The following is a 15,552-nucleotide window of genomic DNA, read 5'->3' as shown; positions in this document are numbered from 1 at the left end:
CTTGCGAACAAGGAATACAAGTTTTTTATTGGGATTGAAAATGATTATTTGACAAATTATTGGTTGCCCATTGATACAAGGTTGGTGTTTTCAGGATAAAATCTCCAATGCGACTTTTGATTGCGTTTTGGTGCTTTTGCAACACGATAGCTCTACAAACATCAAACTCACGGAAAAAGAACGTGAGTAGACGTTATTTCGATTAATGTGAAAGGGCAACAAATGAATAGAAATGAACGACCAAAAATCCATGAAATTTTCTTTAGGCACATGTAATATTAACTACTCATATAGTAGTCTATTTATACATCTTAACTGCACGAGTAGTAATATGAAGCAATACAAAACTTTCAGACTTTCTAACAGTGTATTGTCAGACCTGAAAGCTTTGCAGAAAGATGGTGAATTGATTCCAGATACCATCAGAAGACTGAATAACGATTACTCGGATTGTGTTGAAGAAATTCATTACAGATATTCAAGAGATATAATGAATGACGGGTCATTTATTCAGTATATTTCTATCACTGCGTGTGATAACAGTAGATATGGTTTACGATATACTGAAAATTTCATGAAGATAGGAGAAGAGATGAACGACCTTGTTAGGCTCCCAAAAGACGTTCTCGATGAAATCAGTTGGATGCCACAACACCCAGACGAGATATTCAATACTACTATGTTCACATTGATATCTATTGAGAAGGCTTTAATGGAATGGAATGAAGAAGACAAAAAATAAAACTAACATTATACTTCTCTTTGCTAAAATTCCTATAACCGTTTTGTTTACGGGCTCACAACCCAACCTACTATTCTATTTTCGGTTCCGTTGCAAAAAAAATATTTCTGCAATTTGACACTATAATTTTCACCTTTATGTGTCATTTTCTTTCTAATGAATACGATTAAATTTCCTATTTGTGATGATTTTTAATGATTTTGTGAAAAAGCCAGATTTTTTGCAACGGAAACAGTTTAGGTACGGTTTTGAAAAACCAAAATGTGGAAAACCTTACTGCCCAAGGTAATAAGGAAATCAATAGTCAAAAAGGTAAGGTGGAAAGTACTTTCATTTATTTGAGCCTGTTATTCGAAGAATTTCATGTTCGTTTAGATTATTTCAACCCTGGAGATTTTAGGGAAATTCGGAATTCCCAATTTAATTTATTTTTATTTACAGGTGAGAAATTACATCTGACCATCGCTTCTTTAAACTGCTTATTTGTGATAAAGAAACCATCTGGTGTTTGTTCAAAAATACTTTTAAGTGCATAACTAGTGTAATTTTTATTTGGTGTTTTTTGTGGGAGTATATTTAACATTATCCAATTATCCATGGCTTTTTTTTCAATGTCGGTTAATTCGTATTCACTCATTTTACTCACTCCTATCTTTCATAATTTGCCAATGAAGTACCACTGAGCTATGCCTTGATTGGTTCCGTTGCAAAAATAATATTTCTGCAATTTGACACTGTAATTTTCACCCTGATGTGTCATTTTTTTCTCAAATGAAAACGATTAACTTTCCGAATTGTGATGGTTTTTAATGATTTTGTGAAAAAGCCAGATTTTTTGCAACGGAACCGATTAAATTTTCTAATTGTGAAGTTTTTCACTGATTTTGCAACAAAGCCAGATTTTTTTCACCACAACCATCATTTTCAGCCTACTCGAAAAAAAGAAGACCCGTCTTCTTTATTTATGTCACCTGAGTATTCGCGGTATAGTACGTACTTGCCATTTGCCTTTTTAATGCATCTGGCTCCAAGCCCGCTCTTCTTCAACATAGCTTTTCTCTTCTCGGCATCTGACTTACTAAGCCCGAAATAACTTAACTCATCGAGCATGTATGTTTTACCGTTAAATTCTCTGAAGGTTTTATGCATAGCACCACTGAGGCTGCATGGTTTTTGAGGCTAAATATAAGCTGTCGAAATAAAAGCATCACTGATTTTGCTGATATTTCTGGCACTTATGCTGCTTGTAGGGGCACAGGCTTCTCAGAAAATGAAGGGATGCCAACCGTAAATTTGATTTTTTCATTCCAGCCAACGTGTGACCTCATCGACTGAAGGAAGGATAGAAGGAGATAGTTCTTCAGCTGGATATCCCACTGCACACCCATTAAGTGCCCATTCACCAGGATTAATCCCGAGCATTGTACAGAATTCTGGATTGTCAGCCATTTGAGCTGTAGCAGAAACCAATTGGAATCCAAGACTAAGAGCTGTCGCTTTCAGCCACATGTTCTCCAGACAGTGTGCAAGAGACTGCTGTTCTACTGCAGGGAAACCTTTCTTCTCGGCTACTATGATAAAGTATGGAGCCGTGCCAATACCAGGAACCTTCCCTATTTTCTTGATCATAGCAAGTCGGTTTGAAAAGCCAATCGCATTTTCACGGAGTTGTGTGTCATTCTCCATAGCAAGTTCAAGCTTGGAAGCCATTGTAGAGATCTCTTCAAAGATAAGGGAAGCTGCGGTTGTCATACTTTTTGAACCCATTTTTAGGACGAAAAATCTCCGAAAATAATCCTTTGTGCTACCCACAGCTGCGGCGGCAAATGGGGCATGAAGACCAGCATCAATGATGCCTCTGATGTCGTCTTTTGACGGGAATTCCTGCCAGAACCGCCGATGAGACCGTCTTTCAACAACGATTTCGTCAAAGATTACATTTTTCTGATTAGGTGCTTCCTTACTCATGTATAGATCACATCCTCAGTTGCGTAAAACCTGACTTGAATTTTACGTACAAAGATATCATTATTCTCTCTATTACATAGGACTTACGCGGTTGAGCTCAGGAATCAATAGCATCAAACCTTCAACTTTATAAAACACAAATTTAACCATAAAGCCTATTGAATTTGGTTTTGTACCTCAAGTGCGTAAGTCCTAAAAGGAATGAAAGTGTTTAAAAGAGGCATGGCAGGCTTGACTTTCATGTGATAATGACTTTCCGTAGAGATATTGAAAATGAGTAAAGCTGAAGATGGAAATTATTTTAATCTGGTTTCAATAATAGCTACTAAGGTGTAAGTTCTGATTTTTTAAATGAATTCATTTTTACTTTAATAAAGGAGTTTTTAGACGTGAAAGATTTTCCCGAGTTTATGAAAAATAAAAGCAATCACATCAGCAGTAAGGAGCAAAATACTGAAGATATCGATGGCTATTTTTACGAAGGTACAGACGGCAGTCAGATGGCTTTCTGGACCTGTTATTCTGACAGGGTTTCTAAAAAACACGCTCATGAATTTGATGAGTACATGGTTTGTGTTAGTGGTCAATATACAGCGGTATTAAATGATGAGGAGTTTATCCTTAATCCCGGGGACGAATTATTCATCCCGAAGGGAACAGAACAGTGGGGAAAATGCATTGCCGGAACAAGAACTATCCATGCATTTGGGGGAAAACGGATTCATAGAACTGAAGAATGAAGATATGTAAAACGTGAGGCTGGAGAGAGTCTATACATCAGAAAAAACAGAATTGACGCAAAAGCTCAGACCAATCCAGAAGCAGCTATAAGCATTAAGCCAAAGCAGATAAAAAGCAGCAAAACGCCAAATTTCAAAAGAGGTCGATTCTTTTTGATTAAGCCATTTGCGTGCAGATTGTTATAAAGTGCCTGGGTCTAAGCTTTAAGAGCTTTTTTCCATATATTCTTGTGAGCAAATAATGATATATAATAGGATTTGGTACTTGAGATACAAATCTTACTAATATGTCTATCAGGAATATTATTTTTGGATAGTTCTAAGTCTCATGCTGCTTATTTTTTAGTTAAACCGCGTAAATCTTAATTTAGATAAACTTATAAGGATTATTTTTCATTATAATAGATGACTGCATATGGAACTAAAACAGCAATTAGGTACTGACTACGCCACTAAATTGAAAGTAATTGAAAATAAAACAAAAGGAATCTGGGAAAAAGGCGAATTGTACCATACTTATTACACATTACATGGAATGAAACATTCAGATGCAGTTATAAATATACTCGACCTCTTAGTAGCTGGCTTAAATCCTGAGGATCAACTTGAAGAAATTGAAGTATTTTGTTTACTGTCGGCTGCATATTTACATGATGTGGGAATGCAACATAAATATCCAGATGATGAAGCAAGGATAGAAAGTATTTCTAAATCAAAAAATGAACCTTACACATTTCAGGATCTAATAAGAGACGAACATCATCTACGAAGTGGTCGTTACATAAAAGAGAACCTTAAAATTTTAGATCTTGACCAATACGAAGCCGAATGCGTGAGATTAATCTCAGAGGGACATAGAAAAGTAAACCTTCATTCAGATGATTATGAGAGCCGAGCTATAGGGTTCAAAAGAATACGTGTGCGTTTACTTTCATCACTTCTAAGACTAGCTGATGAACTTGACATTGATTATAAACGCGCACCTGAAATATTGTACGAAATCCTGAAAGAAGATATGCCCTATTTTTCCAAACTTCAATGGTTAAAGCATTATTATACAACTGGTTTAATAATTGACCCAATTATTAAAGAGAGTAAAAGAAGACTTTCCATAGAGATTAATTGTCAATATCCAAGAGAAGATGAAGGACGTAAAATTACTGAAATTCTTATTTTGAAACCGATAGAAGAAAAAACAGAAGAACTGAAAACGATATTCTTAGAATGCGGTCTAAAAATTGATTTAACTTACAAACTAAAATTAAACACAGATTTATCTGAAATCCCCGAGTATTTATATAAAGATGATTTTGGCCAAAATTTAAAAGTTTCAATTGAATTACCAAGGACGAAAGGATTTGTTGGTAGAGATGATAAGTTAAATGAATTATTGAACTCGCTAGATAGAAATATAATAGTAATTGAAGGAATTCCGGGAATTGGAAAAACCTACATTTCAGCCAAATTTGCAGAAAAACTGAAAGACAGATTTGATGTCTATTGGTATGGCAATTTAAGTGAAGTGAGTACTCTAAGTTCTGTTTTAAAAAAGTTTGCATATTTTCTAAAAGGAAAAAATAAGCCAAGACTTGCCAATTCTATAGAGCACTTTGGATACGACAATGATGTCTTAATTGCATTACTTAAAGAAGAATTGAATTCTAGCAATTTCGCCATCTTTCTCGATGATTATCATAAAGCTGAGAAGGAATTGAATCCTTTATTAAGAGAGTTATTATCTATTGAAAAGTCAAAAATTATAGTAATTACTCGTCATGAGCCTAAATTTTATAATTCGGTTGACACTCTTGAAAAAAGAGTGACTACGGTAAAAATTGACTCCTGGAACCCTGAAAATACTAGAATGATGCTAGAAGCGCGTGGTATCGAAACAAGTGAATCGGTGTCAAGAGAAATTCATGAAAGACTTCATGGACACCCTCAATACTTAAATCTTTTTTGTACTCTAGCTCTAAATGATACCGCAGAAGAATTGTTACGAAATGTACCAAAAGCTCTCAAAGAAGCCTATGACTACCTTGAGACTGAAGTTTATAATTCCTTATCTTCCAATGAAAAAATATTGTTGCAGACAATAGCAATATTTAGAGTTCCTGAAACAATAGAAGCATTTGATAGCATAAATGAATCTAAAGATTTGTCCGAAACACTTGACGAGTTAATTAATAAATTATTGGTTAACGAAATAGGTTCAAACACCTTTAAAGTACATGATATTATACGCGATTACTGTTTGGGTGATCCTAAAAAGAAAGCATTAAGAAGGTATCACGAAAATGCGGCTAAGTATTATCTTTCTCTAAATGATGAACCAGAAAATATTTTAGAGTCATCATATCATTTTGAAAAAGCAAGCTTGTCGGAGAGGTCATTTGAAATACTGATAATGAACGCGAATAACTTTATTTCAAAAGGATTTTGGGACAAAATAGAAGTTCAACTAAAAAACTCAATAAAATATTTTCAAAGAAAAACCCATCCAAATATAATTAATTTAGTTGCTGGGGCGCATTACAGTATTGGCATGTTATATGAAACTAAAGAAGAATATGATCTAGCTTTAAAGCATGCTGTACAATGTCAACTTCTATTCAATAGAACTAAAAACGGAAAAAACATCAATTTGATAAAGATTTATAATTTGTTAAGCTCGATATATAGTCATAAAGGTGATATCGAAAAGGCAACTGAATATAGTGAAAAATGTTTTCAAATGGCTGAATCTCAAGGAGATAATATCGACAAAGCTATTGCAATAGCAAATAGAGCGAATCTTCTCAAAAATGAAGACAAAGAACTATGTTTTAAATATCAAATTGAAGCTTTAGAAATTTTCAAAAATTATGGTGCTTTAGAACAATTAGCATCAGCTCACGTAAATATTGCATTAGATTACTCAGCGAGGGAAAATTTTGAAAAAGCTTATGAACATATTAAAAAAGCTTTAGAAATACAAAAAGAAAGGAATGCTCTCTATGGAATCGCAAATACTAAATTTAAGATAGCCACAATTTATTTTCAAGACCCTGAGAAACCCATAAACTATGATCAGATCATAGAATGTTTGGAAGGTATTTTAGATACATATGAGAAAATAGGTCATAAGAGAGGAGTTGCAGAAGTTAGATATTTAATTGGAGAGATATATATTAAAAATAAAGATTTAGAATTAGCTATGGAAAATTTTCAGGATGCTCTGGAATTATGTGAAAAGATAGGCGATAAAGAAAGGATCGAAAAAACTCTAACTTCAATTGGTTATATATATGTAAAGACTAAAAATTTTGAACCAGGTGTAGAAATTTTTAGAAAAGCATACGATTTATATTCATCGTTGAATCAAGAAGCAAGCAGAGCAAACTTAGGAATATCATTAGCAGAAGTTCTCTTATTAGCAGGAAATCCCAAAGAAGCCCTTGATGTAGTATACGAAATTACTGAATTAAATAGTGGAAAGAATTCTTTGGATAATAGGGTACAAGCTTTAGCACTTTTTTTCGCTGCCACTTCATCTAGTATGCTGAATGAAGTAAATCGATCATCTCAGTTTTTACAAAAGATTGGAAACTTAGACAATAAAGAGTTTTCAGTGAACTGGGACTTTTCTGACATTGAACCCGTCTTGATCAAAATGGGAGAAAGCAAACAATTATTCTTAGATGTTATAGCTTTCTTGAAGGGTGAAACAAGTTTTCCGATTCTCAGACTTGAGGATATTCAGATATTGGAAGAAGAAGGCATGAAATCAAATGTTTACCATCCATTTGCTGGGTGTTTAACAATTTCGGCGACCGATACTGACTTAGAGAAACTAATTAAACAAATTGATCAATCTCAAACGATTAACTTTGACATGTCCAATATATTGGATTTAGAACGTAAAAAAGCATTATTAATGCTAGGATTTTTGTCAAAAAAAGGAATTTACGAAATACAATGCTTGGAAGATCAAAAATATAAGTTAGAATTGACTAAAAAGGGATCAAGGTTACTAAAATCGATTTTAGTATCTGAACAATAAATATCCCAATATGATATTTTCTTTTTTACTTTGCAAGTTGAGGCATCACAAAAAAATCCTCGAAGGGCATTAACTGAACACTTTGCTTTTTTAGTGCTGCTCATTTTCTATTCAATAAATCACTTCAATCACAGTATTTTATAACTATTTATGCCTCTGTATGCCAATTAAATAAAATAGTTTCCATATCAGATTAAATTTTATAGAGGATTTTAGTATTATTGACAGATGAGTCAGATGCGTACTGAGAGCAATAATCTTCAAGATTACCTCAAAAAGAGTGAAGTCATAAACTATGATCATAAGCTGATAATTGATAAGTGTCTTGAATTACAGAAAGGCACCGACGACGAAATCAGCTTGATTAAGAAGATTTATGAGTTTGTTAGGGATGAGATTCATCATTCAGGGGATATAGGGGAACTGAGAGTTACCTGTAAGGCATCAGAGGTTTTGGAGTTTGGGCATGGGATCTGTTGTGCTAAAGCTCATCTGTTTGCAGCCATGCTGAGATTTTTCGGGATACCGGCTGGATTTTGTTATCAGAAACTTTGTTCAAGTCAGGACGTTAACAGGAAAGTCTTACACGGCTTAAACGCTGTATATTTAAAAGATTTAAACAGATGGATAAGATTGGATGCAAGAGGTAATAAGCCAGGTTTGGATGCTCAGTTTTCCATAGACGAAGAAAAGATTGCCTGGCCGGTTAATAAAGAGCTTGGGGAAGAAGATAATCCGGTAATATTTAAAGAGCCAAATCCGACTGTTGTTGAAGTATTAAAGAAAAGTAATGATAGGAAAGAGTTATGGATGCAGTGGGAACTTGGGCTGAGAGACCTGTTCGACACCAGGAGTTAATTCGGGATTTGTGGCAGTCCCGGTTTTTATATCCAGCCGTTGGATTCAAGAAACTCAATAGCTTCTACGGTTCCGTCTCCAAATGAGGCTTCTGTCACGTAATTGGCAACTTGCTTTATTTTTTCATCTCCGTTTCCGACAGCAATTCCGAAACCTGAAACTTCAAACATTTCTGCGTCGTTTGCTGAGTCTCCTATTGCTACAAAATCTTCAGCTTCAAGTCCCATCAGGCTTGCAAGTTTCTGAAGGCCTACACCTTTGTTGATTTTGATACTCTTGATGTGGATAGCATATTTGGTATCAACCATTTCGACATCAAAGTTTTGAGTTTTCAGAAGAGCTCTGGCTTTTTTAAGGTCAAAATCTCTCCTGAGTGCGATCTCGGTTTTTCGGTAGAAGGGGTCAAGTTTTGTGAGTTTTAAATTTTCGGAAAGGAAAGAATAGGCTTTTTCGCACTCTTCCAGGCTTTCCTCAAAAGTGCCCTGCAAATCGAAGCGGACAGTAATAGCTCCTCCGTTTTCAGCGATCACAGCCCCATCAAGGCCAATAAGCTTTGAGGTTGTCCTTGCATAACACAGAATATTTCCTGTGGCAAGCACGACCGGGACTTTAAGAGAACGGATTTTTTTAACGGCTTCCAGATGCAGTTCTCTTTTCTCGCAGGTGATTGTTCCGTCGATGTCAACAACAATGGCTTTGAATTTCATTAAAAAAGATTGGGAATGGATAGATAAAACATTTCCCTATCCTTGAATATACCCATCCGGATTTAGTTTCCAAAATTGTATTGAGTTACTGATCTATATTTTAATACGCTCTTTTAATACGCTTTTTTAATACGCTTACCGTTAACCTCGTCTTTGTCAAAAATTATTTCTTATTTGGGTCTTGAGTAATCTCAGCCACGCAATACTTAGAGTTCCCACAATAAACACAATCAGCAAGTCATCACCGTGCAGCAGTGAGAAGCGGAACAGATTTCTTAAAGCCGGTACGTACAGAACCAGAAGAAGGCCTGACAGAGCTCCTACGAGCACATACCTCAATGCTTTGTTTTCCGACTTTAGTGTTTTAAGCAGGCTGTGGGACCAGGACAGGTTGGCCACAATTAAAGTAAGGTTGGCAATTACGAGTGTGGCAAAGGTAAGTGTGCGTGCATCGACTTCTCCCTTTCCCATCTGTAATGCGTACAGGAAAACGATAATCACTCCTGCAAGCATGCTTGTGCCCTGCAGTAGACTAAGGGTTAGACTTTTTCTTCCGAACATTCTTTCTTGCAAGTTTCGAGGCGGCCTATTCATTATGTCTTTCTCTTCAGGCTCAGCCTCAAACACAGTCGAACAGGCAGGGTCTATTATCAGCTCAAGGAACGCTATATGAGCAGGCAAAAGAACCAGAGGCAAATTAAACAATATCGGGAATAGGGCTAGCCCCGCAATAGGCATGTGGACTGAGAATATGTAACCTATTGCTTTCTTGAGGTTATCGAAAATCCTCCTGCCCAACCTGACAGCTGCAACTATGGAAAAGAAATCGTCGTTTAGAAGGACAATTGCTGAGGCCTCGCGGGCTACATCCGTGCCTCTTTCTCCCATTGCAATCCCGATGTGAGCGGATTTCAAGGCAGGTGCATCGTTAACCCCGTCCCCTGTCATCGCAACAACTTCCCCGTTTAATTTTAAGGCATTTACAATTATCAGTTTCTGTTCAGGCACAACCCGGGCGAAAATATTTGTTGTTTTGATTTTCTCTGCAAGCTCAGTTTGCTCCATGCTGGAAAGATCCTGGCCGGTAATGTACTTATCCGGATCTTTTAAACCGATCTGTCTTGCGATATGCTGGGCTGTACCGGGATAATCCCCAGTAATCATAATGACTCTTATTCCGGCTGTATAGCATTCCTTTACTGATTGGACAACCGATGGCCGGACAGGGTCGACAAACCCGAGCAGTCCTATAAATTCAAATTCGAAATCATGCTGTTTTTCAGGCAAAGAGTCATCCTGAAAACTGGCTTTAGCCACCCCTAAAAGCCTCAACCCTTTGTCTGCCATCTTCTGGATCTGGAACAGCAACTCCTCTTTTTCGGCCTCATTGAGATGGCATAACTCGATAATAGCTTCAGGTGCGCCTTTTGTAGCGACAACATGTTTCCGGGAGTCATTAGATTCCCATACGTTTGAGAGTGCAAGTAAGTTTTTAGAAAGAGGATACTCCCGGACAAGTTTCCATTCACGGTGTATATCTTCATGGTCCGGAAGGAATTTTTCAGTGCTTTTTTTGATCTCTTTCTCAAGAGGGTCAAAGGGGTCCTGCTGGCTTGCAAGATAGCCGAATTCAAGCAGCTCATGGAACTTCTCAAGCAGGCACTTATTTTTATCAATCTCACAGGATTCATTTCCCGAATATATGGAGCTTAAGATCATCTTATTCAGTGTCAAAGTCCCTGTTTTATCCACGCAGAGCACTGTCGAAGAGCCAAGAGTCTCGATCGCGGGCATGCGCCGTACCAGAACATTCCTTTTGGACATGCGCCATGCGCCCATACTAAGGAAGATAAGCAAAACTACTGAAAACTCTTCAGGGAGAAGAGCCATGCTCAAACTCAAGCCTGCCAGTAAGCCGTGCAGCCAATCTCCTCTGGTTAAGCCGTAGACTACTACTATAAAGGCACAGAGTATTCCTCCAAAAATCGCAAAATTCTTCACAATTAAGGCTGTCTCTTTCTTTAGCAGCGAGTCTTCCTCGGTAATCGTCCCCAGAGCTTTTCCGATCTTTCCCATCTCGGTCTTTATCCCTGCTGCGCTTACCTTAGCTATTCCGTGGCCCTGAATCACCAGTGTTCCGGAATATACAAACGGCAGATCATCTCCTCCTGGCTGCCCTGGCTGCAAGGACTGGGGTAAGCCGGTAGATTCGCATTTCCTAACTGCCAGCGATTCACCTGTGAGCAAAGATTCGTCTACCAGAAAATTAGTACAGGAAAGTACGACTCCATCTGCAGGAACACGGTCTCCTTCTCTTAAAATCAGAACGTCGCCTTTAACAACTTCCCGCCCTGGAATTCGTTTCTGTTCCCCATTTCTTATAACAAGAGCCCTGGGGCTTGAGAGATTTTTTAAAGCCTCTAATGCTCTTTCGGTCTTTCTCTCCTGATTAAATGTTATACCCACAACCACAAAGACGAACACCAATAGTATCAGAGCATCTTTTACTTCCCCCAGGAACAGATAAATCAGACCTGCACCTAAAAGAAGAAGCAACATGGGTTCTTTAAGAACATTCAGTAAGATGGAAAAAAGGCTCTGTTTCTTTTGGGACGGCAGTTCGTTATAGCCTTCCCTCTTAAGTATTCCAGCGGCCTCATCTTCTGAAAGTCCAGTTATATTTTCTGGATCGAATGTTGTTTCCATTGTTTTTCATACCTGCTGTAATATCCCATTAATCATTGTGCTTTAAAATTTAGAAATTTTTGCATGGGAATAGGGACGCATTGTAAAGAAATTCTCAAATATAAATTCCAGAGAGTATAGTTATCTCAACTCTGATATAATTTCATTAAATCAGTGAATTACACTGATAAATCTGGAAGATACCTCTTCTCTGTTTGTTTTCCATATAAAGTCTATGTTAGATCTAAGGAAGGAGGTTGGGGGATACCACGAATCATGGATTAAGCGAGGAATCCTGATAAGTTGAATCTATTCAACTGGAATACTATTTTCAACCCTGAAATCACAAAGAAAGCTATGTCGAAAATCAGGGAAACCAGGAAGAAAAAGAAGCAAGCCCCAGAAGAAAAAGAAACAAATAAGCCCAAGGAAGAAAAAAGAAGCAAATGCTCAACCCAGGAAGAAAAAACATATCATCAAATGAAAAATACCTGATTTTAAATGAATATTATACAGGAAGCGCTGGCGCGAATATACTTCTCTGCTTGCATAGGGTGCGCCAGCGAAACTTTGATTGGAATTACCTCGGTAAGTATCCTATTCAGGAACAAAAAATTCAGGTTTTAGAGCTGAATGAGTATAGTTACCTTCCACTTATTATTTTTACTGATCCGTGAGTCCTGCTGTAGTAACTGCAACAATAGCTTCTCCTTCAGGCAGGTTGGGTGAGTCAACCAGACGGATGATTCTTTTTTCTCCCTTGGATTTCCGCAAGTAGAGTCTGAAGGTTGCAGTGTGCCCCACAATATGTCCTCCGACAGGCCTTGTGGGATCACCAAAGAAGGCATCGGGTTTTGACATTACCTGGTTTGTTACGATTATACAGGCATTGAATAAGTCTCCGAAACGGAGCAGGCCATGCATGTGCTTATTGAGTTTCTGCTGCCTGTCTGCAAGAGTTCCCCTTCCGACGTATTCAGCCCTGAAATGAGCCATAAGAGAGTCAACGATCAGCAGACGAACGGGTTTGCCCATTTCCCTGAGCTCGTTTGCCAGGTCTGTTGCGGAGTCTACAAGAAGTATCTGGTGATTGGAATTGTATGCTCTGGCAACATGGATATTCTGGAGAAATTCCTCAGGGTCAAGTTCCATGCCGTACTTTTCAGAGAGTCCTTTTACCATCTGGGCAATTCTTTCAGGTCTGAAGGTATTTTCAGTGTCGATTACGATAACCGACCCATTGAGTCCCCCGTGTTCCCTATCCATCTGGACATTAACTGCAAGCTGGTGGGCCAGCTGTGTCTTTCCGGAACCGAATTCTCCGTAAAGTTCGGTAATAGCCTGGGTTTCTATGCCCCCACCCATCATTTCATCAAATTCAGTGCAACCGGTAGTCAGCTTGCCTACTAATTTCCGCCTTTCAAGCACGACATCTCCGGTCTCAAAGCCTCCGATATCAGCAGCCTGCCTTGCAGCATTGATGATTTTTGCAGCAGTTGATTCTCCGATCTCGGCTGTATTTGCAAGTTCAGCAGGAGAGGCTACAGCCACTGCTTCAATGGTATTAAATCCGGCTTCTTTGAGTTTTTCTGCAGTTGCAGGGCCAACTCCGGGCAATTCTTCCAGTGACATTTCGCTCATTACAAATTACTCCTAAAATGCACATGTTTGTATAAGGTGCATAACGGTTGCTTCACTATAGTTTTGCAGGTATATATAATTAGAGAGGGCGGGGTGAAAGTATTTGAGAAACTCGAAAAAACGTATTCATGAGGCTCAAAACATATAAAAAATAAAGGAAAAGACTGTCTTTTTTGTGGGCTTGAGTTCATATAGAAAGGAAAAATGCAAAAAGAAAAGAACAAAGGAAAGTTTCCAAAAAACCGGAAAAAACCAAAACTTCTTTTTACTTAGTAGATTATCACCCATCATGCCAAAGGTCGCAGTCGGCGGTACTTTTCAGTATTTTCATGACGGACATGCCAAACTGATTGAAAAAGCATTTAAGATAGCAGAGGACGGAAAAGTCCATATAGGGCTTACCTCGGACGAGATGCTGCATAAAAGCCATAGCATCGATAACTACGAAAACAGGAGAAAACGGCTGCTGAAGTACATAAAAGAGATGGGATTCCCAGACGACAGATATGAGGTTACAAGGCTGAATGACCCCTGCGGCCCCACTATCGAAGAGGACTTTGACTATATTGTTGTTTCTCCTGAGACTTATCCGGTTGCCCTTAAAATCAACCACATAAGAGAAGAAAAAGGAAAAAAGCCTCTGGAAATCGTATACGTTGAATATGTAATGGCTGAAGATGGAATCCCGATTTCGTCAACCAGGATTGCAAAAGGAGAAATTGACAGGCACGGAATATTGAAAAAGAACATTGAACCTTAAAACAGTTCCAGTCCAGGCTTATTTCGTTTTTAAATAGCTATAAATCAGGACAGAATCATAAAGTGATAATATGCCCAGAGAATTTACGCAGAAGGATATCGAGATTTTTAACAAGCTTGCTCCTGAAGCCGGTGGAAAATTAAATTCCAGAGAAGCAGGACATCAATTTCCCTTTATCCTGCGCCCGGTCTCACACAAGTTTGCCGAATCGTCTGAAGATTTCAGGAAAAGGTTGGAGAGGCTGAACCCTGAGGAACTGGATTACCTTGTAGGGCTTGCCCTTGAAGGAAAGGAAGACGTTCAATCTCTGGACGAAGACCTTGAAGAGCTGGTTGCAATAGTTGCCGAAAAGCTGTCTCCTGAGAGGGCAAAGCAGCTAAAGGATTTCGTTGGAATTTTCTGAAAAGATACAGGATCTTTATAAAATGGCCCCGAAGAAACTGCTTTTCGGAACTGCAGGGATTCCAAGAAGCGCAAAAGGAAACAACAGTATCTCAGGAATCGAGAGACTCCGGGAACTTGACCTCGATTGTATGGAACTTGAGTTTGTCCAGGGAGTGCGCATGGGCGAAAAAGGGGCTGGAAATGTCCTCGAAGCTGCAGAAAAGAGAAATATAGCTCTGAGTGTCCATGCACCTTATTATATTAATTTGAATTCTCCTGAAGAAGAAAAACTCAAGGCAAGCCAGGAGAGGATCTATCAGGCCGCCAGAATAGGCAGCCTCTGCGGAGCTGAGTCCATCGTGTTACATGCGGCTTTTTACCAGAAAAGCAGCAAACAGGACACCTATAAGAGAGTATCAAAAGCTTTGAAAGAGCTTACTGGACAATTAAGAAACGAAGGGATACGTGCAGTCCTGCGCCCTGAGACTATGGGCAAGCGTACGCAGTTCGGAACTCTTGAAGAAGTGCTTGCTTTGAGTACTGAAATTGAAGGGATTATGCCCTGCCTGGACTTTTCCCATATGCATGCAAGGGAAGGAAAGGAAAATTCCTATTCCGAATTTATGGCAATTCTCTCTAAAGTAGAGGAAACCCTCGGAAAAGAAGGGCTTTCAAATATGCACATGCATATCTCGGGAATAAAATATGATAAAAATGGGGAAAAAAAGCACCTGACTTTAAAAGAATCCGATTTTAATTACCCCGAACTTTTAAGAGCAATTAAAGAATTCGAAATTGGAGGGCTCGTAATATGCGAAAGTCCTATCCTGGAAGAAGACGCGCTTCTGCTCAGGAAGACTTACAGCGAGTATAATCTTCCGTAATCTTTTTCCAGGACTTACGTGGTTAAAATGAAAACAGCAATATTAAGCACTGAACTGTCTAAATCTCTAAATATGATAAGGCCGTATATACCTGATCTGATTCCATTTTTGATAATTTGTTCTATAAATTTTAGTATTGAA

At 38.2% G+C, this 15,552-nt stretch carries 14 protein-coding genes; 8 read left to right on the top strand and 6 right to left on the bottom strand.

Features of this window, described 5'->3' with window-relative positions:
- Window positions 1-331 precede the first annotated feature (331 nt).
- The gene (locus tag RG963_RS01065; protein ID WP_310574420.1) at window positions 332-742 is read left to right on the top strand and encodes a hypothetical protein; all 411 of its coding nucleotides are present in this window, start codon (window positions 332-334) and stop codon (window positions 740-742) included.
- A 376-nt stretch (window positions 743-1,118) separates the two neighbouring features.
- On the opposite strand, the gene RG963_RS01060 is transcribed toward RG963_RS01065, so the two are convergent.
- From RG963_RS01060 to RG963_RS01050, 3 genes are all read right to left on the bottom strand, one after another.
- Window positions 1,119-1,379, bottom strand: coding sequence for a hypothetical protein (locus tag RG963_RS01060; protein WP_310574419.1), 261 nt, complete (start codon window positions 1,377-1,379; stop codon window positions 1,119-1,121).
- Window positions 1,380-1,666: 287 nt separating this feature from the next.
- Window positions 1,667-1,891, bottom strand: coding sequence for a hypothetical protein (locus RG963_RS01055; protein WP_310574418.1), 225 nt, complete (start codon window positions 1,889-1,891; stop codon window positions 1,667-1,669).
- Window positions 1,892-2,044: 153 nt separating this feature from the next.
- The gene (locus tag RG963_RS01050) at window positions 2,045-2,710 is read right to left on the bottom strand and encodes a nitroreductase family protein (RefSeq protein WP_310574417.1); all 666 of its coding nucleotides are present in this window, start codon (window positions 2,708-2,710) and stop codon (window positions 2,045-2,047) included.
- Between the two features lie 389 nt (window positions 2,711-3,099).
- Between RG963_RS01050 and RG963_RS01045 the strand changes: the two genes are divergently transcribed.
- From RG963_RS01045 to RG963_RS01035, 3 genes are all read left to right on the top strand, one after another.
- Complete coding sequence (locus RG963_RS01045) at window positions 3,100-3,450, top strand: cupin domain-containing protein (protein ID WP_310574416.1); 351 nt, start codon at window positions 3,100-3,102, stop codon at window positions 3,448-3,450.
- Window positions 3,451-3,865: 415 nt separating this feature from the next.
- Window positions 3,866-7,492, top strand: coding sequence for an HD domain-containing protein (locus RG963_RS01040; RefSeq protein ID WP_310574415.1), 3,627 nt, complete (start codon window positions 3,866-3,868; stop codon window positions 7,490-7,492).
- A gap of 228 nt (window positions 7,493-7,720) precedes the next feature.
- Window positions 7,721-8,350, top strand: a complete 630-nt coding sequence (locus RG963_RS01035; RefSeq protein WP_310574414.1) for a transglutaminase-like domain-containing protein — start codon at window positions 7,721-7,723, stop codon at window positions 8,348-8,350.
- Window positions 8,351-8,376: 26 nt separating this feature from the next.
- On the opposite strand, the gene RG963_RS01030 is transcribed toward RG963_RS01035, so the two are convergent.
- The gene (locus RG963_RS01030) at window positions 8,377-9,057 is read right to left on the bottom strand and encodes a phosphoglycolate phosphatase (protein WP_310574413.1); all 681 of its coding nucleotides are present in this window, start codon (window positions 9,055-9,057) and stop codon (window positions 8,377-8,379) included.
- Window positions 9,058-9,213: 156 nt separating this feature from the next.
- On the bottom strand, window positions 9,214-11,763 hold the full coding sequence (locus RG963_RS01025) for a cation-translocating P-type ATPase (protein ID WP_310574412.1): 2,550 nt from the start codon (window positions 11,761-11,763) through the stop codon (window positions 9,214-9,216).
- A gap of 336 nt (window positions 11,764-12,099) precedes the next feature.
- Here RG963_RS01025 and RG963_RS01020 point away from each other — a divergent pair, with 336 nt between their 5' ends.
- Window positions 12,100-12,237, top strand: coding sequence for a hypothetical protein (locus tag RG963_RS01020; protein ID WP_310574411.1), 138 nt, complete (start codon window positions 12,100-12,102; stop codon window positions 12,235-12,237).
- Window positions 12,238-12,405: 168 nt separating this feature from the next.
- Here RG963_RS01020 and radA read toward each other — a convergent pair whose 3' ends face one another.
- The gene (gene radA / locus RG963_RS01015) at window positions 12,406-13,383 is read right to left on the bottom strand and encodes a DNA repair and recombination protein RadA (RefSeq protein ID WP_310574410.1); all 978 of its coding nucleotides are present in this window, start codon (window positions 13,381-13,383) and stop codon (window positions 12,406-12,408) included.
- A gap of 289 nt (window positions 13,384-13,672) precedes the next feature.
- On the opposite strand from radA, the gene RG963_RS01010 reads away from it, so the two are divergent.
- The 3 genes from RG963_RS01010 to RG963_RS01000 all read left to right on the top strand — a co-directional run bounded on the left by RG963_RS01010 (window position 13,673) and on the right by RG963_RS01000 (window position 15,411).
- Window positions 13,673-14,143, top strand: coding sequence for a phosphopantetheine adenylyltransferase (locus tag RG963_RS01010; RefSeq protein ID WP_310574409.1), 471 nt, complete (start codon window positions 13,673-13,675; stop codon window positions 14,141-14,143).
- Between the two features lie 70 nt (window positions 14,144-14,213).
- Window positions 14,214-14,546: a hypothetical protein gene (locus RG963_RS01005; protein ID WP_310574408.1), complete on the top strand. Its 333-nt coding sequence runs from the start codon at window positions 14,214-14,216 to the stop codon at window positions 14,544-14,546.
- A 22-nt stretch (window positions 14,547-14,568) separates the two neighbouring features.
- Window positions 14,569-15,411, top strand: a complete 843-nt coding sequence (locus tag RG963_RS01000) for a deoxyribonuclease IV (protein WP_310574407.1) — start codon at window positions 14,569-14,571, stop codon at window positions 15,409-15,411.
- Window positions 15,412-15,552 lie beyond the last annotated feature (141 nt).

This window comes from Methanosarcina baikalica (assembly GCF_031461075.1).
GTDB classification, from domain to species: domain Archaea; phylum Halobacteriota; class Methanosarcinia; order Methanosarcinales; family Methanosarcinaceae; genus Methanosarcina; species Methanosarcina baikalica.
Note: the sequence above shows the minus strand (reverse complement) of the source record. Positions and strands in the feature narration are given on the sequence as shown.

Coding starts and splice junctions, on each gene's coding strand:
- RG963_RS01020 (WP_310574411.1), top strand. CDS start 12,100: ATGTCGAAAATCAGGGAAACCAGGAAGAAAAAGAAGCAAGCCCCAGAA.
- RG963_RS01025 (WP_310574412.1), bottom strand. CDS start 11,763: ATGGAAACAACATTCGATCCAGAAAATATAACTGGACTTTCAGAAGAT.
- RG963_RS01000 (WP_310574407.1), top strand. CDS start 14,569: ATGGCCCCGAAGAAACTGCTTTTCGGAACTGCAGGGATTCCAAGAAGC.
- RG963_RS01035 (WP_310574414.1), top strand. CDS start 7,721: ATGAGTCAGATGCGTACTGAGAGCAATAATCTTCAAGATTACCTCAAA.
- radA (WP_310574410.1), bottom strand. CDS start 13,383: ATGAGCGAAATGTCACTGGAAGAATTGCCCGGAGTTGGCCCTGCAACT.
- RG963_RS01055 (WP_310574418.1), bottom strand. CDS start 1,891: ATGCATAAAACCTTCAGAGAATTTAACGGTAAAACATACATGCTCGAT.
- RG963_RS01040 (WP_310574415.1), top strand. CDS start 3,866: ATGGAACTAAAACAGCAATTAGGTACTGACTACGCCACTAAATTGAAA.
- RG963_RS01050 (WP_310574417.1), bottom strand. CDS start 2,710: ATGAGTAAGGAAGCACCTAATCAGAAAAATGTAATCTTTGACGAAATC.
- RG963_RS01005 (WP_310574408.1), top strand. CDS start 14,214: ATGCCCAGAGAATTTACGCAGAAGGATATCGAGATTTTTAACAAGCTT.
- RG963_RS01060 (WP_310574419.1), bottom strand. CDS start 1,379: ATGAGTGAATACGAATTAACCGACATTGAAAAAAAAGCCATGGATAAT.
- RG963_RS01030 (WP_310574413.1), bottom strand. CDS start 9,057: ATGAAATTCAAAGCCATTGTTGTTGACATCGACGGAACAATCACCTGC.
- RG963_RS01010 (WP_310574409.1), top strand. CDS start 13,673: ATGCCAAAGGTCGCAGTCGGCGGTACTTTTCAGTATTTTCATGACGGA.
- RG963_RS01065 (WP_310574420.1), top strand. CDS start 332: ATGAAGCAATACAAAACTTTCAGACTTTCTAACAGTGTATTGTCAGAC.